The following is a 22954-nucleotide window of genomic DNA, read 5'->3' on the forward strand; positions in this document are numbered from 1 at the left end:
CTCATGCCAGCAGAGCATCCCGCAGAGGTTCCAGCAGACCTTCCGGCACAGCATCCCGAAGTCGCCGCAAAAGCCCTCACCGTCCGGCGGGCCAGGACCAGCGATGTCGCGGCCGTACGCCGGCTCCTTGACGCGAACGTGCGCCGCCGCATCCTCCTCGACAAACCCACGGTCACCCTTTACGAGGACATCCAGGAGTTCTGGGTCGCGGAACGCGACGACAACGCCGAGGTCGTCGGCTGCGGTGCGCTGCACGTGATGTGGGAAGACCTCGCGGAAGTCCGCACTCTCGCCGTGAACCCGACGGTCAAGGGCCTCGGGGTGGGGCATCAGCTGCTGGAGAAGTTGCTCCAGACCGCCCGGTGGCTGGGCGTTCGGCGGGTTTTCTGTCTGACCTTCGAAGTCGGCTTCTTCGCGAAGCACGGCTTCGTGGAGATCGGTGAGACTCCTGTCGACACCGAGGTGTACGCCGAGCTCCTGCGTTCCTATGACGAGGGCGTGGCGGAGTTCCTCGGTCTCGAACGGGTGAAACCGAACACCTTGGGCAACAGTCGGATGCTTCTGCATCTGTGATCGCCGTCGGCTATTCCGGCCGAGCGCCTTGCCCAGGTGCCCTATGTCCGAAACGCGCATGTTTCCCGGCAGTCGGTGCCCACTCAGTCTCTGCCAGGGGTTTGTGTTTTTCCAGCAAAAGCGGTTTGCTTTCCGACGTACTGCAGTACTGCATATAACAAGGGACGGCGAAACGGCGGACGCCGCAGACCCTCCTTGCCCTGAAGTTATCGATGAAAGGAAATCCGGTGGCACAGAAGGTTCAGGTCCTTCTTGTCGACGACCTCGACGGTGGCGAGGCGGACGAGACCGTGACGTTCGCGCTGGACGGCAAGACGTACGAAATCGATCTCACGACCGCCAATGCGGACAAGCTCCGTGGCCTTCTCGAGCCCTACGTGAAGGGTGGTCGTCGTACCGGAGGCCGTGCTTCGGGCGGACGCGGAAAGGCGCGCGCCACTTCCGGCGGCAGCCAGGACACCGCGCAGATCCGCGCGTGGGCCAAGGAGAACGGCTACGAGGTCAATGACCGCGGCCGCGTTCCCGCGTCCATTCGCGAGAAGTACGAAGAGGTCAACGGCTGAGCGCTCACGCGCCCCAGCCGCACCCGGTGACATTGCGTCGCCATCGTCTGTACGACGCGTACGAGATCGGGGGCGCCCCCAACGCCCCCGCCGACGGCCCCGCCGCCCAGTGCCGACAGCGTCGGCAGTGCCGGTCGCACGGCACAGCCGGGCTCGGGGGGCCGCAGCCAGCGGGCGGCCCCTCGCGGGTCCTCCCGCGTCTCCCGTCCGGCCGGCGGAGTACGGAAACCCGGCGGCGGGGGAGCCGCGACGCTCCCGCCCGCGCCGACCGCCGTGAGGTCCAGCGCCAGGCCGCCCCACTCCAGCCAGTCGAGCAGCCCCGGCAGCTCCTCCGCGCTTCCAGCGGCCACCAGCAGCCCCATCCGGTCCCCGTGCAGAACCACCGGGGACCCGGGCCCGAGATGCCGCAGCGCCGCGAACCCCGCCTCGGCCGGTCCCTCCAGGACGTCGAAGAGCACCCCCGTCACCAGCCGTGTCGGCGGACCGGGCACGGTCGCCCACCCCAGTTCGTTCTCGTACCACTGCTGCACCGGATCGACCGGGTCACCCGGGTCGAGCGGCCGACGGGGAAGGGGAACGGTGGGAACCATGCAAGGAGCAACCGCCGGAACGGCCCCGGAGTTACGCTGGGTGTCCCCATGGGCGCACAGAGTTCCGGAGAAACGGGCGTGCGAGAGCGTTCGGCGGGGCATGGATGTTCGCCCGTAGCGGAGGGAACCGGTGCGCGCGGCATGGACTGTCCGTGCGTGCGGGTAAGACATCCCTAGTGGGAGGGGCGACACGCAGGAATCCGGCATCTCACGTTCGCCATCGGCGTACTGATGGTGAGGGTATCTGCCTGGCCTGCGGGAACATCGTCTCGCACCATCAGGTTGAGGCAGATGTCGGCGTTCGGGGTCAGGAGGCCAAGGACGGTGTCGGCAGTTGGAATGAGCGGTCCCCGCTTGCGGGACTAAGCTGCGGAAGGACAGGGAGGGGAGCGTCCCCTTACTGCCTGACCGCTCTGAGGAGCGATTAACGATGTTCGAGAGGTTCACCGACCGCGCGCGGCGGGTTGTCGTCCTGGCTCAGGAAGAAGCCCGGATGCTCAACCACAACTACATCGGCACCGAGCACATCCTCCTGGGCCTGATCCACGAGGGTGAGGGTGTCGCCGCTAAGGCCCTGGAGAGCCTCGGGATTTCGCTCGAGGCGGTCCGCCAGCAGGTGGAGGAGATCATCGGCCAGGGCCAGCAGGCCCCGTCCGGCCACATCCCCTTCACCCCCCGTGCCAAGAAGGTCCTGGAGCTGTCGCTCCGCGAGGCCCTTCAGCTGGGCCACAACTACATCGGCACGGAGCACATCCTGCTCGGCCTGATCCGTGAGGGCGAGGGCGTCGCCGCCCAGGTCCTGGTCAAGCTGGGCGCAGACCTCAACCGGGTGCGGCAGCAGGTGATCCAGCTGCTCTCCGGCTACCAGGGCAAGGAGACCGCCGGCGCCAGTGGCGGCCCCGCCGAGGGCACCCCCTCCACGTCCCTGGTCCTCGACCAGTTCGGCCGGAACCTCACCCAGGCCGCTCGTGAGTCCAAGCTCGACCCGGTCATCGGGCGCGAGAAGGAGATCGAGCGGGTCATGCAGGTGCTGTCCCGCCGTACGAAGAACAACCCGGTCCTGATCGGTGAGCCCGGCGTCGGCAAGACCGCCGTCGTCGAGGGCCTCGCCCAGGCCATCGTCAAGGGCGAGGTGCCCGAGACCCTCAAGGACAAGCACCTCTACACCCTCGACCTCGGCGCGCTGGTCGCCGGCTCCCGCTACCGCGGTGACTTCGAGGAGCGCCTGAAGAAGGTGCTCAAGGAGATCCGCACCCGCGGCGACATCATCCTGTTCATCGACGAGCTGCACACGCTCGTCGGTGCGGGTGCCGCCGAGGGCGCCATCGACGCGGCTTCGATCCTGAAGCCGATGCTGGCCCGCGGTGAGCTGCAGACCATCGGTGCCACCACGCTGGACGAGTACCGCAAGCACCTCGAGAAGGACGCGGCCCTCGAGCGCCGCTTCCAGCCGATCCAGGTGGCGGAGCCTTCCCTCCCCCACACGATCGAGATCCTCAAGGGCCTGCGCGACCGGTACGAGGCCCACCACCGCGTCTCCATCACCGACGAGGCCCTGGTGCAGGCGGCGACGCTCGCCGACCGGTACATCTCGGACCGCTTCCTGCCCGACAAGGCGATCGACCTGATCGACGAGGCGGGCTCCCGGATGCGCATCCGCCGGATGACCGCGCCGCCGGACCTCCGCGAGTTCGACGAGAAGATCGCGGGCGTGCGCCGCGACAAGGAGTCGGCCATCGACTCCCAGGACTTCGAGAAGGCGGCGTCTCTCCGCGACAAGGAGAAGCAGCTGCTGGCGGCGAAGGCCAAGCGGGAGAAGGAGTGGAAGGCCGGCGACATGGACGTCGTCGCCGAGGTCGACGGCGAGCTCATCGCCGAGGTCCTCGCCACGGCCACCGGCATCCCGGTCTTCAAGCTGACCGAGGAGGAGTCCTCGCGTCTGCTGCGCATGGAGGACGAGCTCCACAAGCGGGTCATCGGTCAGAAGGACGCCATCAAGGCGCTCTCCCAGGCGATCCGTCGTACGCGAGCGGGTCTGAAGGACCCGAAGCGTCCCGGTGGTTCCTTCATCTTCGCCGGCCCCTCGGGTGTCGGTAAGACGGAGCTGTCGAAGACCCTCGCGGAGTTCCTCTTCGGTGACGAGGACGCGCTGATCTCCCTCGACATGTCGGAGTTCAGCGAGAAGCACACGGTCTCGCGTCTCTTCGGTTCGCCCCCCGGCTACGTGGGCTACGAAGAGGGCGGCCAGCTGACCGAGAAGGTCCGTCGCAAGCCGTTCTCCGTCGTGCTCTTCGACGAGGTCGAGAAGGCCCACCCGGACATCTTCAACTCGCTGCTGCAGATCCTGGAGGACGGTCGCCTGACCGACTCCCAGGGCCGGGTCGTCGACTTCAAGAACACGGTCATCATCATGACGACCAACCTCGGCACGCGGGACATCTCCAAGGGCTTCAACCTCGGCTTCGCGGCCGTGGGCGACGTCAAGAGCAACTACGACCGGATGAAGGCCAAGGTCAACGAGGAGCTGAAGCAGCACTTCCGCCCCGAGTTCCTGAACCGTGTCGACGACACGGTGGTCTTCCACCAGCTGACCGAGGAAGACATCATCCAGATCGTCGACCTCATGGTCGCGAAGGTGGACGAGCGTCTGAAGGACCGGGACATGGGCATCGAGCTCAGCCCCAGTGCCAAGTCGCTCCTCGCGAAGAAGGGCTACGACCCCGTGCTGGGCGCCCGGCCGCTGCGCCGGACCATCCAGCGCGAGATCGAGGACGTCCTCTCCGAGAAGATCCTCTTCGGCGAGCTCCGTCCCGGCCACATCGTGGTCGTCGACTCGGAGGGCGAGGGCGACGCCAAGGCCTTCACCTTCCGCGGCGAGGAGAAGTCGGCACTGCCCGACGTCCCGCCGATCGAGCAGGCGGCCGGCGGCGCCGGTCCCAACCTGAGCAAGGAGGCGTAACCCCCGGGTTCGCCTGACAGGGGCTGCCCCAGGACCACGGTCCTGGGGCAGCCCCTTTTGCGTGCGCGCGAACGCGGCGGCACGCCTTCGGGGCACGCGGCCCCCAGGGCAAGCCGCCGAGTGGCCCAGCGCCTCAGCGGTCCAGCGGCCGGGGCGGCGCACGCTGCACAGCGGGTCCGCGCGCAACCCGCCCGTGCGCACCGCCCCCGCGCAATCAGCCGGCAGGCCAGCTGCTCGGCGGCTCAGCGGTCCGGGTGCCGCACTGCCTGCACCCGCGGGGCCAGGGCGCACGCTGCACGGCGGGTCCGTCGCGAGCCAGTCAGGGGCCAGGGCGGCCGACGTCCAGCGGGTCCGTGCGGCAATGCCCCCACGGGCTGCAGGGGTCGCATCGGCCGCATCCTCGCCGTAGCGCCGTAGCGCCGTAGCGCCGTAGCGCCGCAGCCTGCGGCCCTCGCCTCGCTGTCCCGGCTCACCGGCGCGGGAGGCAGGAGGGCGGGGGAGTCAGTCCTCCTGACGCCTCCGTTGCCACCCCCTCCCGGACTCCCCGGACTCCCCCGAGCGGGGTCCGAGCCCTCGAACCCCTTCCCCGCGGTCGCGGACCACGTCCGGGCCGTCGCCGTGGGTCAGTGCGGAGGGGGACGGAGTGGCCTGGGGCACATCCCCAAGTGCCTTGTGACCAGGGGCGGGAGGGTAGCCCGGGTCACATTCAGGGGGGTCCGGAACCGGCTGCCCGGTGACATGGCGCACAGGCGATTTGTCCGGTACTAGGGTGAATAGTGGATGCACAAGAACGGACATAAAGGACCTTTGGCCCGGAACCTTCGGGACGGTCCTCCCGTCCTGCGGGCCGACGGGCCACAAGCCCGTTTCACCAGGGATGCCGCAGCCCGAAGTGCGCCTAAACCTCGCTTCCCGGGTCGAATCGGGGGGATCGCGTCCCGGATGTCCGAGCTGTCAAGGTTCATTAGGTTTCGGGATGAACTACTAGTTTGCGTCGTAGCGAGGGGGTTTGAGCATCCCTGGGTGCGCGGGTTACCAAGGTATGGCCCCACCGGGTCGCAGGTCATCGCACCGGGTGGTCGCACAGTCCTTGTCCCCGTCATCACGAGGTATTCATGTCGAAGCGCGTCACGTCCCGCAAGTCCCTCTCGTCCCTGGTCCGCAATCGGGCGGCCGTCGTGGCCGTCGGCTTGAGCGCCACGGTCGCACTGGGTGCGGGGGTCGCGAACGCCGCCGAAGCCGGGCTCAGCAGCAGCGGAACCGTCACCTCGGCCCACGCCGTGCAGACGCAGGCCGCCGCGCAGGCCAAGGCCGCCGCGGTGAAGAAGGCCGCAGCCGCCAACAAGGCCGCCGCGGCGAAGAAGACCGCCGTGTCCGCCAAGAAGACCGCCGCCAAGACGGCCGCTTCCTGGATCGACCCGGTCAAGAAGTACACGCTGTCCGCCACCTTCAACCAGGCCGGCGGCATGTGGTCCCACAAGCACTCCGGCCAGGACTACGCCGTGCCGCTGGGCACCGACGTCATGGCCGCCCACGGCGGCACCGTCGTCAAGGCCGGCGGCAACGGCGCCGGTGACGGCCCGGCGTACGGCAACGCCATCGTCATCAAGCACGGCAACGGCACGTACTCGCAGTACGCCCACCTGTCGCGCATCGACGTGAAGATAGGCCAGGTCGTCAAGACCGGTCAGCACATCGCCAAGTCCGGCAACACCGGAAACTCGAGCGGCCCGCACCTTCACTTCGAGATCCGTACGACCCCGAACTACGGCTCGGCCGTCGACCCCGTCGCCTTCCTGCACGGCAAGGGCGTCAAGGTCTGATCAACCCCGCGCCGGTGATCCGGCGCGGCAGTGCCCGGACGGGGCGGACGAAGGCGGAGTCTCACGGCGTCAGGAAGCGGCGCCGAGAGGCTCCGCCTCCGCGTTGGTGTCTCCGTGTGTCTGCGCGTTCGCGCCTACGCGGCCGAGCCGCCGTGGGCCTGTGTCACCAGATCGATCGCGACCTCCAGGACGGCCTTGCGCTTGTCCTCGGGGTCGCCTTCCACGTCCTTGAGGACGAACATCCCGGCGTGCATCGTGAAGAGCGCGCTGATGCAGCGGACCTGGTCGGTCAGGGGGGACTCCGGCTCCTTGATGATCTCCAGCAAGCTCATCATCCGGTGCTTGAAGGTCTCGCCGATGCTCAGCTCGCGGACCGTCGCCTGGTTCTCCTGCATGAAGCGGAAGAGCGGGGACGCGCCGCCGAGTGCGTCGCTGTAGCGGCGCAGCACCTCCTGCTTGGTCTCCAGGCTGTGCGGCTGCTGCTTGCCCCACTCGATCAGCTCGTCGAGTGGCCTCGTCAGATCCTCGAAGAGGCTGATGAGGATCTCTTCCTTGGTCTTGAAGTGGTAGTAGAGCGCCGCCTTCGTGACGTCGAGGTGTTCGGCGATCTCCCGCAGCGAGGTCTTCTCGTACCCGTGCTCGGAGAACAGTTCTAGGGCGACGTCCTGGATGCGCTGCCGGGTGTCGCCCCGGCGCTGCCGCTTGGTGCCGTCCATGGTGCCGCCCATCCTCGTACTCCTCGCGCTCCCTGAAAACCTACCTGTGACCCCGCTGGCAAAACTAATTAAACTTACTTGACGCCCGGCTAGTTGCGGGTCTACTTTCCTCAGTGTAGTCAGCTTGCCGGTCGGCAAGTAAGTGGCCGAACGGCAAGCAGTCGCAGCTAGGGGAGTGGAATCGATGGCGGACAAGACACAGGCGGCCGTGCCGGCCGCGGGGGCCGGGGGACAGGCCGCGGGCCAACCGTCGGCGGAGGAGAAGAAGCCGCGCAGCGTGCGCGTCGTGCTGCTGGCACTCATGATCGCGATGCTGCTCGCGATGCTGGACAACATGATCGTGGGCACCGCGATGCCGACGATCGTCGGTGAGCTGGGCGGTCTGGAACACCTGTCCTGGGTGGTCACCGCGTACACGCTCGCCACCGCCGCCTCCACCCCGATCTGGGGCAAGCTCGGCGACATGTACGGGCGTAAGGGCGCCTTCATGACCTCGATCGTGATCTTCCTGATCGGCTCCGCGCTCAGCGGCATGGCCCAGGACATGGGCCAGCTCATCGGGTTCCGCGCCATCCAGGGCCTCGGCGCCGGTGGTCTGATGGTCGGCGTCATGGCGATCATCGGCGACCTGATTCCGCCGCGGGAGCGCGGCAAGTACCAGGGCATGATGGCCGGTGTCATGGCCTTCGCGATGATCCTCGGCCCGCTGGTCGGCGGCACCATCACCGACCACTGGGGCTGGCGCTGGTCCTTCTACATCAACCTGCCGCTCGGCATCGTCGCCCTCCTCGCGGTCAGCGCGGTGCTGCATCTGCCGAAGAAGCGCGTCGAGGCGAAGATCGACTACCTCGGTGCGGGGCTGCTGGCCCTCGGCATCTCCTCCATCGTCCTGGTCACCACCTGGGGCGGCACCGAGTACGCCTGGGGCTCCGCCCGGATCATGGAGCTGATCGGCATCGGCGTCGCCGCCCTCGTCGGCTTCGTCTACTGGCAGACCAAGGCCGCGGCCCCGGTCATCCCGCTGCACATCTTCCGCAGCCGCAACTTCACGCTGATGTCGCTCATCGGCTTCATCACCGGCTTCGTGATGTTCGGCGCCGTGCTCTTCCTGCCGCTGTACCAGCAGTCCGTGCAGGGCGCGTCCGCCACCAACTCCGGTCTGCTGCTCCTGCCGCTGCTCGGCGCGATGCTCGCCGTGTCGATGGTCGCCGGACGCGTCACCACCAACAGCGGCCGCTACAAGGTCTTCCCGCTCGTCGGCAGCGTGCTGATGATCATCGGCCTGTTCCTGCTCTCGCAGATGGACACCGAGACCACCCGCCTCACCTCCGGCCTGTACATGGCGGTGCTCGGCGCGGGCATGGGCTGCCTGATGCAGATCACGATGCTCGTCGCGCAGAACAGCGTCGAGATGAAGGACATGGGCGTCGCGTCCTCGTCCACCACTCTCTTCCGTACGCTCGGCTCCTCGTTCGGTGTCGCCATCATGGGCGCGCTGTTCAACCACCGGGTGCAGGACGTCATGACGGAGAAGGCCGGGGCGCTCGGCTCCAAGCTGACCGAGAAGTCCGCGCAGCTCGACGCGGCCAGCCTGGCGAAGCTGCCGGCGGCGGCCCGTGAGGCCTACCAGCACGCGGTGGCGTCCGGTACGCACTCCGCGTTCCTGCTCGGATCCGTGGTCGCGGTGGCCGCCCTGATCGCGGCGGTCTTCGTGAAGGAGGTCCCGCTGAAGGGGGCGGGCGGGCCCAAGCCCGGCGAGGACGAGTCCCGCGACGCGGTGCCGGTCCCGCTGGCCGAGGTCTGATCCCGCCCGCCTCTCCCCGACCGTTCCGACCCGAAGGCCCCCGGCGTTGTCCGCCCCGGGGGCCTTCGCCCGTGCCGGGCCCCTGTCGGTGCCGCGTGCCACCATCGGGGCGTGGACCGAATGCGGCAGCTGCGGCTCGCCAAGGACGTCATGGACCGGGACTGGGCCGAGCCCGGCGTCGACCTGGAAGCGCTGGCAGCCCGGGCCGGGTATTCGCGGTACCACTTCGTCCGCGCGTTCAAGGCGGCGTACGGCGAGACCCCGGGCCAGTACCTGACGCACCGGCGCATCGACCGTGCCGAGGACCTGCTGCGCACCGCGAACCTCTCGGTGACGGAGATCTGCCACCTGGTCGGCTTCAGCAGCCTCGGCACGTTCTCGGCACGCTTCAAGGCGTGGACCGGGCTGACACCGAGCGCGTACCGGGCGCGGCACGTCGGCCGGGGCGCGGCGCTCATCCCCGGCTGCTACGCGATGCTCTGGGCCGGCGGCTTCCGGAGGGGCCCGGGTACGGCGGTGGGCGTCGAGGGAGTCGGTCCGGGCGCGGACGACGGGCCGCGTCCCGCCTCCGGCGAGCAAGACCGCAATTCCGGAGAAGCGCCCTGACCCGGCGGCTGCCTACGGTGGCAGGGCGCGCACGACGCGCCCGTCCGTACCGCGCGACCCCGCACACCTGGAGCACACCATGATCAAAGGGCTGGCCATCTCGACCGTCTGGGTTCTCGACCAGGACCGGGCCCGGGAGTTCTACACCGAGAAGCTCGGTCTCGAGGTGCGTACGGACATGACCATGGGGGAGGGCGGCATGCGCTGGCTCACCGTCGGCGCCCCGGACCAGCCCGAGGTCGAGCTGACCCTCATGGTGCCGGGCCCGCCCGCCATGGACCCCGAGTCCGCCGAGATGATGAAGAAGCTGGTCGCCAAGGGCGCGCTCGGCGCGGGCGTGCTGCGGACGGACGACATCCACGGGGACTACCGCAAGCTCAAGGACCGGGGCGTGGAGTTCCTCCAGGAGCCGCAGGAGCGCCCGTACGGCACGGAGGCCCTGTTCCGTGACGACTCCGGGAACTGGTTCTCCTTCACCCAGCGCCGCGAGGGCGATCTCGACCTGGAGCGGGACTGGAGCTGACGGACCGGCCCCGCTCCCGGCCGCCCGCTACTTCCCGGCCGCCCGCTACTTCGCGGCGGGCGGCAGCATCGGGTAGCTGCCCGTGCTCGTCGGCGCGTGTTCCGGCAGCCACAGGACGGCGACCGCGCCCTCGGCGGGCACGTCGTCGGGGGCGCCCGCGGGCCGTACGTTGCGGAAGGTCAGCCGGGCGCCGAGCACCCTGGCCTGGCCGGCGGCGATGGTGAGCCCGAGGCCGTGGCCGTGGCCCGCGCGGTCCGTGCTGCCGGTGCGGAAGCGGCTCGGGCCCTCGGCGAGGAGCTTCTCCGGGAAGCCCGGGCCGTGATCGCGCACCCGGATGACGCGACCCTCGACGGTGACCTCGATGGGCGGCTTCCCGTGCCGGGCGGCGTTCGCGAGGAGGTTGAACAGGACGCGCTCCAGACGACGCGGGTCCGTCGTGACCTCCGACTCGTGCACCACGCGCACCTCGACGTCCGCCCCGCGCGCGGCCACGCGGCGGCTCACGAAGTCGCCGAGCATGATGTCCTGCAGCTCGGCCCGCTCGGAGGCGCCGTCGAGCCGGGCGACCTCCAGGACGTCCTCGACGAGGGTGCGCATGGCCTGCGCCCGGTCCCGCACCAGTTCGGTGGGGCGGCCGGGAGGCAGCAGTTCGGCGGCGGTGAGCAGTCCCGTGACCGGGGTGCGCAGTTCGTGCGCGATGTCCGCGGTCACCCGGCGTTCGGCCTCGATGCGCTGCTGGAGCGCGTCGGCCATGGCGTCCACGGCCCGCGCGAGGTCGTCGGTCTCGTCGAGCACGACACCGCCGATCGCGTCCCGGACACGGACGTCGGTCTCGCCCTTGGCGACCCGGTTCGCGGCGGCCGCCGCCTTGCGCAGCCGGCGCGACAACTGGCCGCCGATGAGGACACCGAGCGCGCTTCCGCCGAGGACGACGGCGATGGAGCCGATGACCAGCGCCTGGTCGAGGTCCTTCATCACGTCCGCGTTGCGGTCGGTGAACCGCTCGTGCCAGGACAGCACCTGCCCGTTCCTGAGCGGAACGGCGGCCCAGATGTCCGGCACCCCGGCCGCGTTGTCCGAGACGTACGTCGCCCGCCGGCCCTCGCCCACCTTCGCCTGCAGGTCCGCGGGGATGGAGGGGTCGTCGATCTTGGCGCCGAACGGCGGTGGACGGCCCGGCCCGTACATGCGCTCGGCGAGCTGGATGCGCTCGTCCGCCAGGTCGCGCGAGTTGTCGAGCATGGAGACACGGGCCGCGTTGTGCACGACGAGGCTGAGCGCGATCGCGACGAGCGCGCCGACCAGGGCGATCGCTGTGCTGAGCTTCCAGCGGATGCCCGTGCGGATGCTCGTGCCCGAGTCCGTGCCCCGGTCGATCCCTATGCCCAGACCGCGGATCCTGCCCGCGTCCCGGCCCGCGCCGTCGCTGGTGCCGGGGCCGCCGGCCGGGCGCGAGACCCGGCCCACGACCGAGTCCGCGCGTCTGTCCCGAACCGGTACCCGCCCCGGCACCGGGCGCTTGCCCGGAGCCGCCGCCGACCGCTGAAATATCCCCCGCATACCCCTGCTCAGGCCTTCAACTTGTAGCCGAAGCCGCGGACCGTCTCGATACGGTCCTGGCCGATCTTCGTACGCAGTCGCTGCACATGGACGTCGACGACGCGGGTGTCCCCGCCCCAGCCGTAGTCCCACACCCGTTCGAGCAGCTTGTCGCGGCTCAGCACCGTACCGGGCGCGGAGGAGAACTCCAGGAGCAGCCGCATCTCGGTGGGCGTCAGCGCCACCGGCGTCCCGTTCCGGTGCACCTCCATGCCCTCGGTGTCGATCTCCAGGTCGCCGAAGGAGAGGACACCGCCGTCCACCGACGCGGGCCCCTCACCGGACCCGCCCTGGCCGCCGTTCGCGTGCCCGAAGCGGCGCAGCACCGCGCGGATCCGGGCCACCAGGACGGCGCCGTCGAACGGCTTGGTCACGTAGTCGTCGGCGCCGGCCTCCAGGCCGAGCACGACGTCGATGGAGTCGGCGCGCGCGGACAGCATGATGACGGGGACGGTCGACTCGTCGCGGATACGGCGGCACAGCGAGACACCGTCGAGGCCGGGGACCATCACGTCGAGCAGAGCGATGTCGGGGCGGTCGGCGCGGAACGCCTCCAGGCCGGAGAGCCCGTCGGGCATGGCCGTGACCGCGAAGCCGTCGCGCTCCAGGGCGAGTTGTGTGGCCTCGCGGATGACGTCGTCGTCCTCGACGAACAGGACGTGGGTCTGCTCTGCCATCCGGCTGCTCCGTCTGCTCTCAGTTCGCGTCGGGGACGGGCGAACTCGCGCCGCCCACCGCGTTGCTGTAGTCGTTGTGGATCCGGGACCGCTCGACGAAGCGGGCCGTGGACCAGCCGTAGGTGATCACTTCCTCGCTGGAGGGGTACGACACGGGGTCGCCCTTCTCGTACAGCTGCTGGGTCACCACCAGGTCGCCCCGGTCTATCTCCGCGTAGACCGGCGGCTCCTCGGCCTTGAAGACGTTCTGGTACCGGCCGTTCTCCTCGCGGTACACGTACGAGCCGATGCCGACTGCGTCGGCGCAGGTCATCACGTTGATCACGATGTCGTTCGCGCCGCCGCCGGTGAGGTCCCCGTACGACACGTCGACGGGGTACTCGTCGGCGACACACGGCTTCAGGTCGCGCTTGACGGCTGCGCTGACCGCCGGATCGTCGCGGACGATCTTCACCGCGTCCACCCGCCGGGGCGCCTTGGTCGGTGAGGAGGAGGCCACCGGTGCCGTACTGCCCTTGGCGACGGCGTCCGTGCCCGCCGGGCCCTCGTCGCGGGCGCCGGTGCCACCCGTCGCGCAGGCGGTCGTGAAAAGGCCGAGGGCGGCGAGCACGGCCACTGCCGAACTCCCCGCCTTCAGGACCTGTCTGGCCCGAACTCCTAGGCCGCGCAACGCTCCCGCTCCTCACGTTCGAGCGCGCGAGCGTCCAGATCGCGGCTCTCCAGCTCCTCGCGGAGCCGGGCCAGCGCCCGGTGCAGCGTGCTCTTGACCGTTCCGGCCGACATGCCGAGTGCGGCGGCCGTCTCCTCGGTGGACATCTGCTCCCAGTGTCGCAGCACCACGACACTGCGCTGCTTGGGTGCCAGCACCTTCATGATGTCCATCAGCAGCGCGCGGTCCGCGTGCTGCTCGGTGGCGTCCTCCACGCTCGCGTCCGGCAGCTGCTCGGTGGGCACCTCTTCGAGCTTGCGGGCCCGCCACCACTCGGTGCGGGTGTTGATCATGACGCGGCGCAGGTAGGCGTCGGCGAGGCGCTTGTCGGCGATCCCGTCCCAGCGGCCGTACGTCCGCACGAGCGCGGTCTGGAGCAGGTCCTGGGCGTCGACCGGGTCGGGGACCAGACGGCGGGCACTGCGCAGCAGCGCGTCCTGTCGGGTGCGGACGTACTCCTCGAATTCGAGCACCTCGCCGTGCGCCATGATCAACCGCCTCCATCCCCGTTTCCGACCTGCCTGCTGCCGGTTCTCCGTTGCCTGCGACCGAGGGCTCCCCGGCCGCTTGTCGCGGCCGCCCTGCGGTACGGCAATGAAGCTACGGAGGCGTTGTCACGGGGTTGTCCGAGCCAGCCTGCGGCCAGCACTCGGCTGTCCGTCGGTTGTGTAACGGATGTAGGAGCTGGGTAAGGCGACGTGGGTCTCTGTCCGGGTTGGTCCCGGTTCGACCCTCCGGCTATGTCAGCGGCAGCCGATACAGACCACCGGGGAGTGGCTCGACCAGTCCGTCGGAGACGAGTCCGTCCAGCGCCCGGGCCCGCTGGACCGGTTCCTCCCACACGCGGTCCAAGGCGGTCTGCGGAACCGGCACGTGGGCCTCGCGCAGGACGGCCAGCAACTTGCCCCGCACCTGACGGTCGGTGCCCGCGTACGTCTGCCCCTTGCGCGGCGGCCCGTCGTGCTCGGGCTTGCCCGCCAGCCGCCAGGCGCACTGCGCGGCGATCGGGCAGCGGTGGCAGGACTCGTTCTTCGCCGTGCAGACCAGCGCCCCGAGCTCCATCGAGGCGGCCGCCCAGCGTGAGGCCGTCCGCTCGCCCTCGGGCAACAGCGTGCGGGCGAGCCGGCGCTCGGCCGCGGTGGTGGCGTTCGGCGGGTACTGCACGCCGGTGACGGCGCGGGCGAAGACCCGGCGGACGTTGGTGTCCAGCACGGGGTGCCGCTGGCCGTAGGCGAACGAGGCGACCGCCGCCGCCGTGTACTCCCCGATGCCGGGCAGCGCCAGCAGCTGCGCGTGCTCCGACGGTACGTCGCCGCCGTGCCGTTCCGTTATGGCCACCGCGGCGCCGTGCAGCCGCAGGGCGCGGCGCGGGTAGCCGAGCCGGCCCCAGGCCCGGACGGCCTCGCCGGGGGCGTCCTTCGCCAGGTCGGCGGGGCGCGGCCAGCGGGCCAGCCACTGTTCGTACACCGGCAGCACGCGGTTGACGGGGGTCTGCTGGAGCATGAACTCGCTGACCATCACCGCCCAGGGTCCGGCGTCGGGGTGCCGCCAGGGCAGGTCGCGCGCATGCTCGTCGAACCAGTCGATGACGGGCGCGTGGAGGTCCTCGCCGGGAGCGTTCCGGGCGGTTTCGGTGGGCTTGGTGGGTGCAGTCATGGCGGTATCGATCCTGCCATGCGGGGACGGGGACGTGGGGGCGACGCCGGGGGCGGGCGGTGGTGAAAGACCGCACCCGGTCGTCTCCACGTCCCCGGAAGGGTGCCGACCGGGATGATGATCCGGAAAAGTTGATGCCGGGGCGGCGGGTGGGGCCGGTGACGCCGCGGATCTCTCGTACAGTTTGCGCCGTGGGATCACTGCGCAATCCGGTCGGGCCGCTTCCCTCCACCATCTATTGGCGTCGGAGGGCCGTTCTGCTGTCCGTGGTAGCCCTGTTGGCGCTGCTCACGGTCTGGGTGGTCGGCCCGGGCGGCGGGGGTGGTGACAACAACTCCGGCGGATCGAACGGGAAGAACCCCGCGCCCTCGATCACCCCGGGCCCCTCCGGCTCGGGTCCCGCGATCAGTCAACACCCGGGCGGCCGCGACGAGTCGAACGGTGGCGGCAGCGGTGGCAGTGCTGGCGGGGACGGCAGCGGTGGCGGCGGGAGCGGTGGCGGCTCCGGTGACGGCTCGGGGTCCGCGGGGTCCGGCGGAAGCGCCGGCGGCGGCTCCGGTGACGGGGCCAACGGCGGTGGTGGGGCGGGCGGTCAGCTCCCGGCCGGTTCCAGCCTCCCCAACTGCACCCCGAACTACGTCAAGTTGACGCTCAAGAGCGTGCACAACTCGTACGCCCCCGACGAGCGGCCCACCATCCAGCTCATCGCCAAGAACACCTCGGGCAGCGACTGCAAGGTCGATCTCGGCCCGAAGAACACGGTTCTGACGATCACTCAGGCCGGCAGTGACGATGACATCTGGGCGTCCGACGACTGCCCGAAGGGTGCCACGGGCGCGCTCTACCGCGTCCCGGCGCACAGTCAGGTCACCTACACCGTGAAGTGGGACCGCAAGCCGGGAGCCCCCAAGTGCGCCACGCCTCCCGCGGGTTCGGCTCCCGCCGGCACCTACCTGGTCGAGGCGAAGGCCCCGGGCCTGGCCAAGGCGCAGACGTCGTTCGTGCTCTCGAAGGACTGAGCGCGGCTGCCCTCCGGGGCGGGGGCGACCCGCCCCGGAAGCCCAGGGAGCGGGACTCGGCTCCGCCGGACCGCCTCACGCGTCGTGCGCGCTCCGGGAGGCCCGTGCTCGCGCTCCGGAGAGGGCGGGACGCGTCGTGGCCTCTCGGCCCGCCCCACCTGTCGGACGCGCTCGGCGAGGAGTGACCGCCGGACGCGGCTCGCCCGTCCGGTGATCAGCCCACTGCCTCAGACGTAGCGCTCCAGGATCGAGGACTCCGCCAGCCGGGACAGGCCCTCGCGGACGCTGCGGGCCCGCGCCTCGCCCACGCCGTCCACCGTCTGGAGGTCGTCGACGCTCGCGGCGAGCAGCTTCTGCAGCCCGCCGAAGTGCTCGACGAGCCGGTCGATGATCGCGCCGGGGAGCCGCGGCACCTTGGCGAGGAGCCGGAACCCGCGCGGGGACACCGCGGAGTCGAGCGCCTCGGGGGAGCCGGTGTAGCCCAACGCCCGCGCCACCGTGGACAGTTCGAGAAGCTCCGCGTGGCTGAGCGCGTCCAGCTCGAAGAGCGCCTCGTCGACGGTGCGGGAGCGCTTCGCGGTCGGTTCCGGCACGTAGTCCCGGACGACCAGCTCGCGGTCGGGCTCGACGCCGGCGATCAACTCGTCGAGCTGGAGCGTCAGAAGACGTCCGTCGGTGCCCAGCTCCACGACGTACTCGGCGATCTCGGTCGCGATGCGGCGCACCATCTCCAGCCGCTGCGCGACCGCCGAGACGTCCCGGACGGTGACCAGGTCCTCGATCTCCAGCGCGGACAGCGTGCCGGCGACCTCGTCCAGCCGGAGCTTGTAGCGCTCCAGCGTCGCGAGGGCCTGGTTGGCCCGGGACAGGATCGCCGCCGAGTCCTCCAGGACACGGCGCTGACCGTCGACGTACAGGGCGATCAGACGCATCGACTGGGAGACCGAGACGATGGGGTAGCCGACCTGCTTGCTCACCCGGTCCGCGGTGCGGTGCCGCGTGCCCGTCTCCTCCGTCGGGATCATCGGGTCGGGCACCAGTTGCACACCCGCCCGCAGGATCTTGGTGATGTCCTTGTCGAGCACGATGCCGCCGTCGAGCTTGCACAGCTCGCGCAGACGGGTCGCGGTGAACTCGACATCCAGGATGAATCCGCCCGTACACATCGCTTCGACGGTCTTGTCGGAGCCGAGCACGATGAGTCCGCCCGTGTTGCCGCGGAGAATCCGTTCGAGTCCGTCACGCAGTGCCGTACCGGGTGCCACGGCGCTGAGCGCGGCGCGCATCTGGCCATCGGCACCGGAGCTCCCACCGGACTTTCCGGGAGCTGCTGCCCGGTCGTTGGCTGCCACTGCACTCCTCCGGTCGCGGGTTTCCGGTCGCGCTCGGTTCGTACGGACGGGCGAGACCAGGGCAAAGTCTACCGGCGCCGCTCCTCTTCCCGTGGGGCCTCTCTGCGACGCGAGCGCGGAAGGACGCTCAGCGCCTCTCCGATGTCCGCCACTTCCTGGACCTTCATACCGGCCGGGACCTTGCCCGGGTCGGCCGGGACGAGGGCGTGCGTGAAGCCCAGCCGGTGCGCCTCGGCCAGCCTGCGCTGCACGCCCGTGACGCGTCTCACCTCGCCCGCGAGTCCCACCTCACCGATCGCCACGAGGTTCTTGGGCAGCGGGGTGTCACTCGCGGCGGACGCCAGGCCCAGCGCGATGGCGAGGTCCGCGGCGGGCTCGGAGAGCTTCACGCCGCCGACCGTCGCGGAGTAGATGTCCCGCTTCCCGAGCGCGCTGATCCGGCCGCGCTGCTCCAGGACGGCGAGCATCATCGAGACGCGGGAGGTCTCCAGGCCGGACGTCGTGCGCCGCGGGGAGGGGATCTGCGAGTCCACGGTGAGGGCCTGCACCTCGACGACCAGGGGGCGGCGGCCTTCGAGGGTGACGGTCAGGCAGGTGCCGGGCACGGCCTCGGCGCGGCGCGTGAGGAAGAGCCCCGAGGGGTCGGTCAGCCCGGTGATGCCCTCGTCGTGCAGCTCGAAGCAGCCGACCTCGTCCGTCGTCCCGTAGCGGTTCTTGACGCCGCGCACGAGGCGCAGGCGCGCGTGCCGGTCGCCCTCGAAGGACAGGACGACGTCCACCAGGTGTTCGAGGAGGCGCGGACCCGCGATCGCGCCGTCCTTGGTGACGTGGCCCACGAGCAGGGTGGACATGCCCCGCTCCTTGGAGGCGCGGATCAGCGCGCCCGCGACCTCGCGGACCTGCGCCATGCCGCCGGGCGCGCCGTCGATCTCCGGGGAGGCGATGGTCTGCACGGAGTCCAGGATCAGCAGGGACGGCTTCACCGCGTCCAAGTGGCCGAGGACGGCGGCCAGATCGGTCTCGGCGGCGAGATACAGGTGGTCGTCGATCGCCTTGATGCGGTCGGCGCGCAGCCGCACCTGGCTGGCCGACTCCTCGCCCGTCACGTAGAGGGTGCGGTGCTCGTCGCTCGCCGACTTGGCCGCCACGTCCAGCAGGAGCGTGGACTTGCCGACGCCGGGCTCGCCCGCGACGAGGACGACCGCGCCGGGCACGAGTCCGCCGCCGAGGACGCGGTCCAGCTCGGGCACGCCGGTGCTGCGGGCGGTGGCCTGACGGCCGTCGACCTGTCCGATGGGGACCGCGGAGGTGGTCACCCGGCCCGGTGCCGTCGTCCGGACAGCGGGCGTGCCGTACTCCTCGACCGTCCCCCACGCCTGGCATTCGGGGCAGCGGCCGAGCCACTTGGCCGTCTGCCAGCCGCACTCGGTGCAGCGGTAGGACGGCCGGTCCTTCGCGGTTTTCGTACGGGCAGCCATGACCGAACCGTAGCCGCACCCACTGACAACCCGGCCCGCGCGGGCCGCCGGCGGTGGAACGGGCCCGCCCCGGCCGCCCGGCTCCCCTCGGAAGCCGCCACCCTGAGCCCCCCGTGCCCCGGTTCCACCCCCGCGTGACGGAACCTCCGGCGGCCTCGCGCCGGGTCATCTGCCACCGACTGCCATCGCCGCCCGTGACGGCCCAGGCCAGGGATCGGGGGTCACTGTCCCCTATTGAGGGATCGTTTCACCCGTACGGATTAAATGTGCTCAAGGTGGAGGAAGCGGCCACCGTCGGGCACCTACGGTCGCACGGGTGATGAGCAGCAGTCCGGAGACCTCCACGCACACCACCGGCGCACACCGGGCGCACGGAGCCGCGCGCAAGCGGGCGGCCGTGCCCCGTGGCGCGACCCCCCACACCCTGGCCGAGCGTCCCCCCGCGCGGTACGAGCCGTACCTGGACGGCCTGTTCACCTACTGCCTGTCCGTGCTGTGCGACCACGACGCGGCCACCGCAGCCCTCGGGGACACCCTCGCCCTCGCCGAGCGCCGCAGCCCGCGCGGCCCGGAGTCCGGCGCCGACCGCAGGGCCTGGCTCTACGCGCTGGCCCGCTGGTCCTGTCTGCGCAAGCTCACCGAGGCGCGGCGCAGGCGTCAGGCGGCGCACGCCTCCGGGCGACACACTCCGCGGAAGGCGTCGAAGCGACAGAAGATCGACTCCCCGGGTCTCGCCGCGGCCGGAGGCGCCGAAGGAGTCGCCGAGGTGAGGGCGTCCCACAAAGGAGCCCACAAGGCCACCGCCGACCGGCGCGCGGCCGAGGCGCTGAGCGCCGTCCCCCTCTCCGAGGAGGCCCAGGCGCGACGGAGTCACGAACTCGCCCTGCTGGCCTGGCCGGAGGCCGCCGGCACCACCCCGGAACAGCGCGAGGCGCTCGAACTCGCCGTCCGCCACCAGCTCGCCGCCCACGAGGTCGCCGCCGTCCTCGGCATGGACCTGGCCGGCACGCGCGAGCTGCTCGCCTCGGCCGCCTGCGAGGTGGAACGCACGCGTGCGGCCCTGGCCGTCGTGGAGACGGGCACCTGCCCGAGCGTCGCCCGGCTGACCGGCGACAGCCGGCTCGTCCTGAGCGCCACCCTGCGCGGAGAGCTGGTCCGGCACGTCGACGACTGCCCGCGCTGCCGCCGTACCGCCGAGCGCGCGGTCCCCGGTACCTGGCCCGGCACCAGCGTCACGCCCGCCGCGCTCCCCGTCCTCGAAGCCCCGCAGGCGGACCTGCGCGTGGCGATGGCACACGCGCCCCGCGCGCGGGGCAGCGCTCCGCGCTTCGACCGGCGCGGATTCCCGATGGACCCGAAGGACCACGCGGCCCGGCGGGACCGGCTGCGCGCGCGTGCCGTGACGACCGCGATCGTCGCCACCGTCGTCGCGGCGCCCGTCGTCGCCCTGTGGGCGGCGTACCGGGGCGCGCCGCTGACGGGGGAGGGCGTCGACGGCCGTCCGGCCACCGCGAGCGAGGCCCAGGACCCCGACGGCCTGGACGCGGGCCGGGCGGGCGGCTACGAGAACGCCGGCAACGCCAGCTCCCGTCCGGACTCCCGCTTCACCAAGGGAAGCCGCTCACCGGACGTGTCCGTGGAGGTCGTCAGCGCCCCGGGAAGCAGGCAGGGGCACCTCTCCGTGGTGGCCCGCAACGACGGCGACACCACCCTGGTCACCCTGACCGCGTCCGGCAGCTCACCGGTCCACTGGTCGGCCCGCACCGGCGCGGCCTGGCTCTACCTGAGCAAGGCGTCGGGAACGCTCGATCCGGGCGAATCGCTGACGATCAAGGTGTACGTCGATCATCTCCACGAGCCGCTGGGCCACTGGAGAGCACGGGTGTCGATCGCTCCGGCGGGCGCGGTCGTCACGATCGACGGGTACGGGAACGCGCGCCCGTCCCACCCCGGCGGCCACGGCCACGGCCATGGGCACGGCCACGGGCCCGGCCCCACCCCGAGCGGCACCGGCTCGTCGGGGCCGGGCTCGACGCCGCCGGCCAGCCCGGAGCCGTCCGACAGCCCGGCCGACCCGTCGCCCACCCCGACGCCCACCGACCCGTCCCCCTCGGACCCGGGCGGCTCGACACCGCCGCCGAGCGACAGCGGCACGGCGAGCCCCTCGTCGTAGCGCAGGCCCGTGCGAGGCATACGGGCCGTGGTCACGTCCTCGGACGGGTCAGGCCACCGGGTCCGCGGGATGCGGTGCCAGCAGCGGCAGTTGCGAGGCGAGGCGCTCCTCGCAGAGCTCCACCAGCCGGCCGTACCCCTCCTTGCCCATCAGCTCGACCAGCTCCGGCCGGTACGAGACGTACACCGGGTCGCCGGCGCCGTGCGCCGAGGTCGCCGACGTGCACCACCAGTGCAGGTCGTGGCCGCCCGGCCCCCAGCCCCGGCGGTCGTACTCGCCGATGGAGACCTGGAGGATCCGGGTGTCGTCGGGCCGGTCGATCCACTCGTACGTGCGACGCACCGGCAGCTGCCAGCAGACGTCCGGCTTGGTCTCCAGAGGCTCGCGCCCCTCCTTCACCGCCAGGATGTGCAGCGAGCAGCCCGCGCCGCCGGCGAAGCCGGGACGGTTCTGGAAGATGCAGGACCCCTTGTACGGGCGCGTCTGGCGCTCGCCGTCGTCGTCCTCCGAGACCCAGCCGGTCTTCGTGCCCACGTCATGGTGCTGCCAGAGATCCGGCGTGAGCCGGGCCACGTGCCCCGCCACCCGCTGCTCGTCCTCCTCGTCGGAGAAATGGGCCCCCAGCGTGCAGCAGCCGTCGTCCGCGCGGCCGGCCTGGATGCCCTGGCAGCCACTCCCGAAGATGCAGTTCCAGCGAGAGGTCAGCCATGTCAGATCGCACCGGAAGATCTGCTCGTCGTCGGCCGGATCGGGAAACTCCACCCACGCGCGAGCGAAGTCGAGGCCCTTCTCGTCGCTCTTCATCGCTGCCTTCTTCGACTTCGTGGCCTTCGCCTGCGAAGAACCCGTGGCTGATTTGTCGGACTTCGCCTTTTTCGTCTTTGGCACGGGTCCAGGGTAAGTCGCTTCCGCCCGCTCCGGGGACGCCCTGTCCGTCACCCGCAGATCACCCTTTGACAAGGGCTTTCGCCCCGGCCCACGAGAAGCGCCGTGCTGGCAGTAGCGTTCCGTACATGAGACTCGGTGTCCTCGACGTGGGTTCGAACACGGTGCATCTGCTGGTGGTGGACGCGCACCCCGGCGCCCGGCCGCTGCCCGCGCATTCGCACAAGGCCGATCTGCGGCTCGCCCAACTGCTCGACGAGAGCGGGGCGATCGGCCCCGAGGGCGTCGACAAACTGATCGAAACGGTCCGGGACGCCCTGGAGGCAGCCGAGGACAAGGGCGTCGAGGCGCTCCTCCCGTTCGCCACGTCGGCTGTCCGCGAGGCGAGCAACGCCGACGAGGTCCTCGCGCGCGTGCAGACCGAGACCGGTGTCGAGCTGCAGGTCCTCACCGGCGCCGAGGAGGCCCGGCTCACCTTCCTCGCCGCCCGCCGCTGGTTCGGCTGGTCCGCGGGCAAGCTCCTCGTCCTCGACATCGGCGGGGGCTCCCTGGAGATCGCGTACGGCATCGACGAGGAGCCCGACGCGGCGGTGTCGCTGCCGCTCGGCGCGGGCCGGCTGACCGCGGGCTGGCTGCCCACCGACCCGGCGGACCCGGCGGACGTCCGGGCCCTGCGCCGTCACGTGCGCGCCCAGATCGCCCGGACCGTCGGCGAGTTCAGCCGCTTCGGCGCCCCCGACCACGTGGTCGCCACGTCCAAGACGTTCAAGCAGCTCGCCCGCCTCGCCGGCGCGGCACGTTCCACCGACGGCCTGTACGTCCAGCGCGAACTGAAGCGCCGCTCCCTGGAGGACTGGGTCCCCCGCCTCACCGCCATGACCGCCGACGAACGGGCCGAACTCCCCGGCGTCTCCCCGGGCCGCTCCGGTCAACTCCTCGCCGGCGCCCTCGTCGCCGAGGGCGCCATGGACCTCTTCGGCGTGGAAACGGTCGAAATCTGCCCCTGGGCCCTACGAGAGGGAGTCATCCTCCGCCGCCTGGACCAGATGGAATCAAACTAGCGAGCAGGGCTGGACGGAGCGGGACGAGTCCCGCACCCGGACACGGCCGCGCGGGGCGGCCTGGGAACGGACTTGAGCACGGACACGTGATGGGGGCGCGGGAAACAGCGCGATCGGTCACAGCGGTCCCGCACCCGGGTACGGCCGCGCGGGGCCAGCTGGGAAGGGACCCGGGCGGGGACGCCGGG

Annotated in this window: 20 protein-coding genes; 10 read left to right on the forward strand and 10 right to left on the reverse strand. The window is 71.0% G+C overall.

Features of this window, described 5'->3' with window-relative positions; all coding sequences use genetic code 11:
- The first annotated feature begins 3 nt into the window (after nucleotides 1–3).
- On the forward strand, nucleotides 4–573 hold the full coding sequence (locus AB0C62_RS34560; protein ID WP_081218631.1) for an amino-acid N-acetyltransferase: 570 nt from the start codon (nucleotides 4–6) through the stop codon (nucleotides 571–573).
- Nucleotides 574–800: 227 nt separating this feature from the next.
- Nucleotides 801–1136: an Lsr2 family protein gene (locus AB0C62_RS34565; RefSeq protein ID WP_081218632.1), complete on the forward strand. Its 336-nt coding sequence runs from the start codon at nucleotides 801–803 to the stop codon at nucleotides 1134–1136.
- Here AB0C62_RS34565 and AB0C62_RS34570 read toward each other — a convergent pair.
- Nucleotides 1067–1726 carry an SCO3374 family protein gene (locus AB0C62_RS34570; RefSeq protein WP_362980051.1) on the reverse strand — a complete coding sequence of 220 codons (660 nt, stop codon included), beginning with the start codon at nucleotides 1724–1726 and terminating at the stop codon, nucleotides 1067–1069. The two genes, AB0C62_RS34565 and AB0C62_RS34570, sit on opposite strands and share 70 nt — an antisense overlap.
- Nucleotides 1727–2156: 430 nt before the next feature.
- Here AB0C62_RS34570 and AB0C62_RS34575 point away from each other — a divergent pair, with 430 nt between their 5' ends.
- Complete coding sequence (locus AB0C62_RS34575; protein ID WP_164372946.1) at nucleotides 2157–4685, forward strand: ATP-dependent Clp protease ATP-binding subunit; 2529 nt, start codon at nucleotides 2157–2159, stop codon at nucleotides 4683–4685.
- 1115 nt (nucleotides 4686–5800) lie between these two features.
- A complete protein-coding gene (locus AB0C62_RS34580; RefSeq protein WP_362980053.1) occupies nucleotides 5801–6508 on the forward strand; it encodes a M23 family metallopeptidase in 708 nt (235 codons plus the stop codon).
- Between the two features lie 134 nt (nucleotides 6509–6642).
- Here AB0C62_RS34580 and AB0C62_RS34585 read toward each other — a convergent pair whose 3' ends face one another.
- On the reverse strand, nucleotides 6643–7236 hold the full coding sequence (locus AB0C62_RS34585) for a TetR/AcrR family transcriptional regulator (protein WP_362980055.1): 594 nt from the start codon (nucleotides 7234–7236) through the stop codon (nucleotides 6643–6645).
- A 172-nt stretch (nucleotides 7237–7408) separates the two neighbouring features.
- Here AB0C62_RS34585 and AB0C62_RS34590 point away from each other — a divergent pair, with 172 nt between their 5' ends.
- The 3 genes from AB0C62_RS34590 to AB0C62_RS34600 all read left to right on the forward strand — a co-directional run bounded on the left by AB0C62_RS34590 (nucleotide 7409) and on the right by AB0C62_RS34600 (nucleotide 10157).
- The gene (locus AB0C62_RS34590) at nucleotides 7409–9028 is read left to right on the forward strand and encodes an MDR family MFS transporter (protein ID WP_362980057.1); all 1620 of its coding nucleotides are present in this window, start codon (nucleotides 7409–7411) and stop codon (nucleotides 9026–9028) included.
- Nucleotides 9029–9148: 120 nt separating this feature from the next.
- The gene (locus AB0C62_RS34595; RefSeq protein ID WP_362980097.1) at nucleotides 9149–9634 is read left to right on the forward strand and encodes a helix-turn-helix transcriptional regulator; all 486 of its coding nucleotides are present in this window, start codon (nucleotides 9149–9151) and stop codon (nucleotides 9632–9634) included.
- A 79-nt stretch (nucleotides 9635–9713) separates the two neighbouring features.
- A complete protein-coding gene (locus AB0C62_RS34600) occupies nucleotides 9714–10157 on the forward strand; it encodes a VOC family protein (RefSeq protein ID WP_164372950.1) in 444 nt (147 codons plus the stop codon).
- A 45-nt stretch (nucleotides 10158–10202) separates the two neighbouring features.
- Here the strand turns inward: AB0C62_RS34600 and cseC are convergent, their stop codons facing one another.
- The 5 genes from cseC to AB0C62_RS34625 form a co-directional block, all read right to left on the reverse strand.
- The gene (gene cseC, locus AB0C62_RS34605; RefSeq protein ID WP_362980060.1) at nucleotides 10203–11717 is read right to left on the reverse strand and encodes a two-component system sensor histidine kinase CseC; all 1515 of its coding nucleotides are present in this window, start codon (nucleotides 11715–11717) and stop codon (nucleotides 10203–10205) included.
- Nucleotides 11718–11725: 8 nt separating this feature from the next.
- A complete protein-coding gene (gene cseB / locus AB0C62_RS34610; protein ID WP_362980062.1) occupies nucleotides 11726–12433 on the reverse strand; it encodes a two-component system response regulator CseB in 708 nt (235 codons plus the stop codon).
- Nucleotides 12434–12452: 19 nt separating this feature from the next.
- On the reverse strand, nucleotides 12453–13049 hold the full coding sequence (locus AB0C62_RS34615) for a hypothetical protein (RefSeq protein WP_362980064.1): 597 nt from the start codon (nucleotides 13047–13049) through the stop codon (nucleotides 12453–12455).
- 41 nt (nucleotides 13050–13090) lie between these two features.
- Nucleotides 13091–13630: a SigE family RNA polymerase sigma factor gene (locus AB0C62_RS34620; RefSeq protein ID WP_266761288.1), complete on the reverse strand. Its 540-nt coding sequence runs from the start codon at nucleotides 13628–13630 to the stop codon at nucleotides 13091–13093.
- Between the two features lie 250 nt (nucleotides 13631–13880).
- Complete coding sequence (locus AB0C62_RS34625; protein WP_362980066.1) at nucleotides 13881–14798, reverse strand: A/G-specific adenine glycosylase; 918 nt, start codon at nucleotides 14796–14798, stop codon at nucleotides 13881–13883.
- Between the two features lie 191 nt (nucleotides 14799–14989).
- On the opposite strand from AB0C62_RS34625, the gene AB0C62_RS34630 reads away from it, so the two are divergent.
- Complete coding sequence (locus AB0C62_RS34630) at nucleotides 14990–15817, forward strand: hypothetical protein (protein ID WP_362980068.1); 828 nt, start codon at nucleotides 14990–14992, stop codon at nucleotides 15815–15817.
- Nucleotides 15818–16044: 227 nt separating this feature from the next.
- Here the strand turns inward: AB0C62_RS34630 and disA are convergent, their stop codons facing one another.
- Both disA and radA read right to left on the reverse strand, forming a co-directional pair.
- Nucleotides 16045–17169 carry a DNA integrity scanning diadenylate cyclase DisA gene (disA, locus tag AB0C62_RS34635; RefSeq protein WP_362980070.1) on the reverse strand — a complete coding sequence of 375 codons (1125 nt, stop codon included), beginning with the start codon at nucleotides 17167–17169 and terminating at the stop codon, nucleotides 16045–16047.
- Between the two features lie 68 nt (nucleotides 17170–17237).
- Nucleotides 17238–18647, reverse strand: a complete 1410-nt coding sequence (gene radA, locus AB0C62_RS34640) for a DNA repair protein RadA (RefSeq protein WP_081218648.1) — start codon at nucleotides 18645–18647, stop codon at nucleotides 17238–17240.
- Nucleotides 18648–18966: 319 nt separating this feature from the next.
- On the opposite strand from radA, the gene AB0C62_RS34645 reads away from it, so the two are divergent.
- Nucleotides 18967–20820 carry a hypothetical protein gene (locus tag AB0C62_RS34645; RefSeq protein ID WP_362980072.1) on the forward strand — a complete coding sequence of 618 codons (1854 nt, stop codon included), beginning with the start codon at nucleotides 18967–18969 and terminating at the stop codon, nucleotides 20818–20820.
- Between the two features lie 48 nt (nucleotides 20821–20868).
- On the opposite strand, the gene AB0C62_RS34650 is transcribed toward AB0C62_RS34645, so the two are convergent.
- Nucleotides 20869–21624, reverse strand: coding sequence for a hypothetical protein (locus AB0C62_RS34650; protein ID WP_362980099.1), 756 nt, complete (start codon nucleotides 21622–21624; stop codon nucleotides 20869–20871).
- Between the two features lie 209 nt (nucleotides 21625–21833).
- On the opposite strand from AB0C62_RS34650, the gene AB0C62_RS34655 reads away from it, so the two are divergent.
- The gene (locus AB0C62_RS34655) at nucleotides 21834–22766 is read left to right on the forward strand and encodes a Ppx/GppA phosphatase family protein (RefSeq protein ID WP_362980074.1); all 933 of its coding nucleotides are present in this window, start codon (nucleotides 21834–21836) and stop codon (nucleotides 22764–22766) included.
- Nucleotides 22767–22954: the final 188 nt, after the last annotated feature.

The organism is Streptomyces sp. NPDC048643, assembly GCF_040650615.1.
GTDB lineage: Bacteria > Actinomycetota > Actinomycetes > Streptomycetales > Streptomycetaceae > Streptomyces.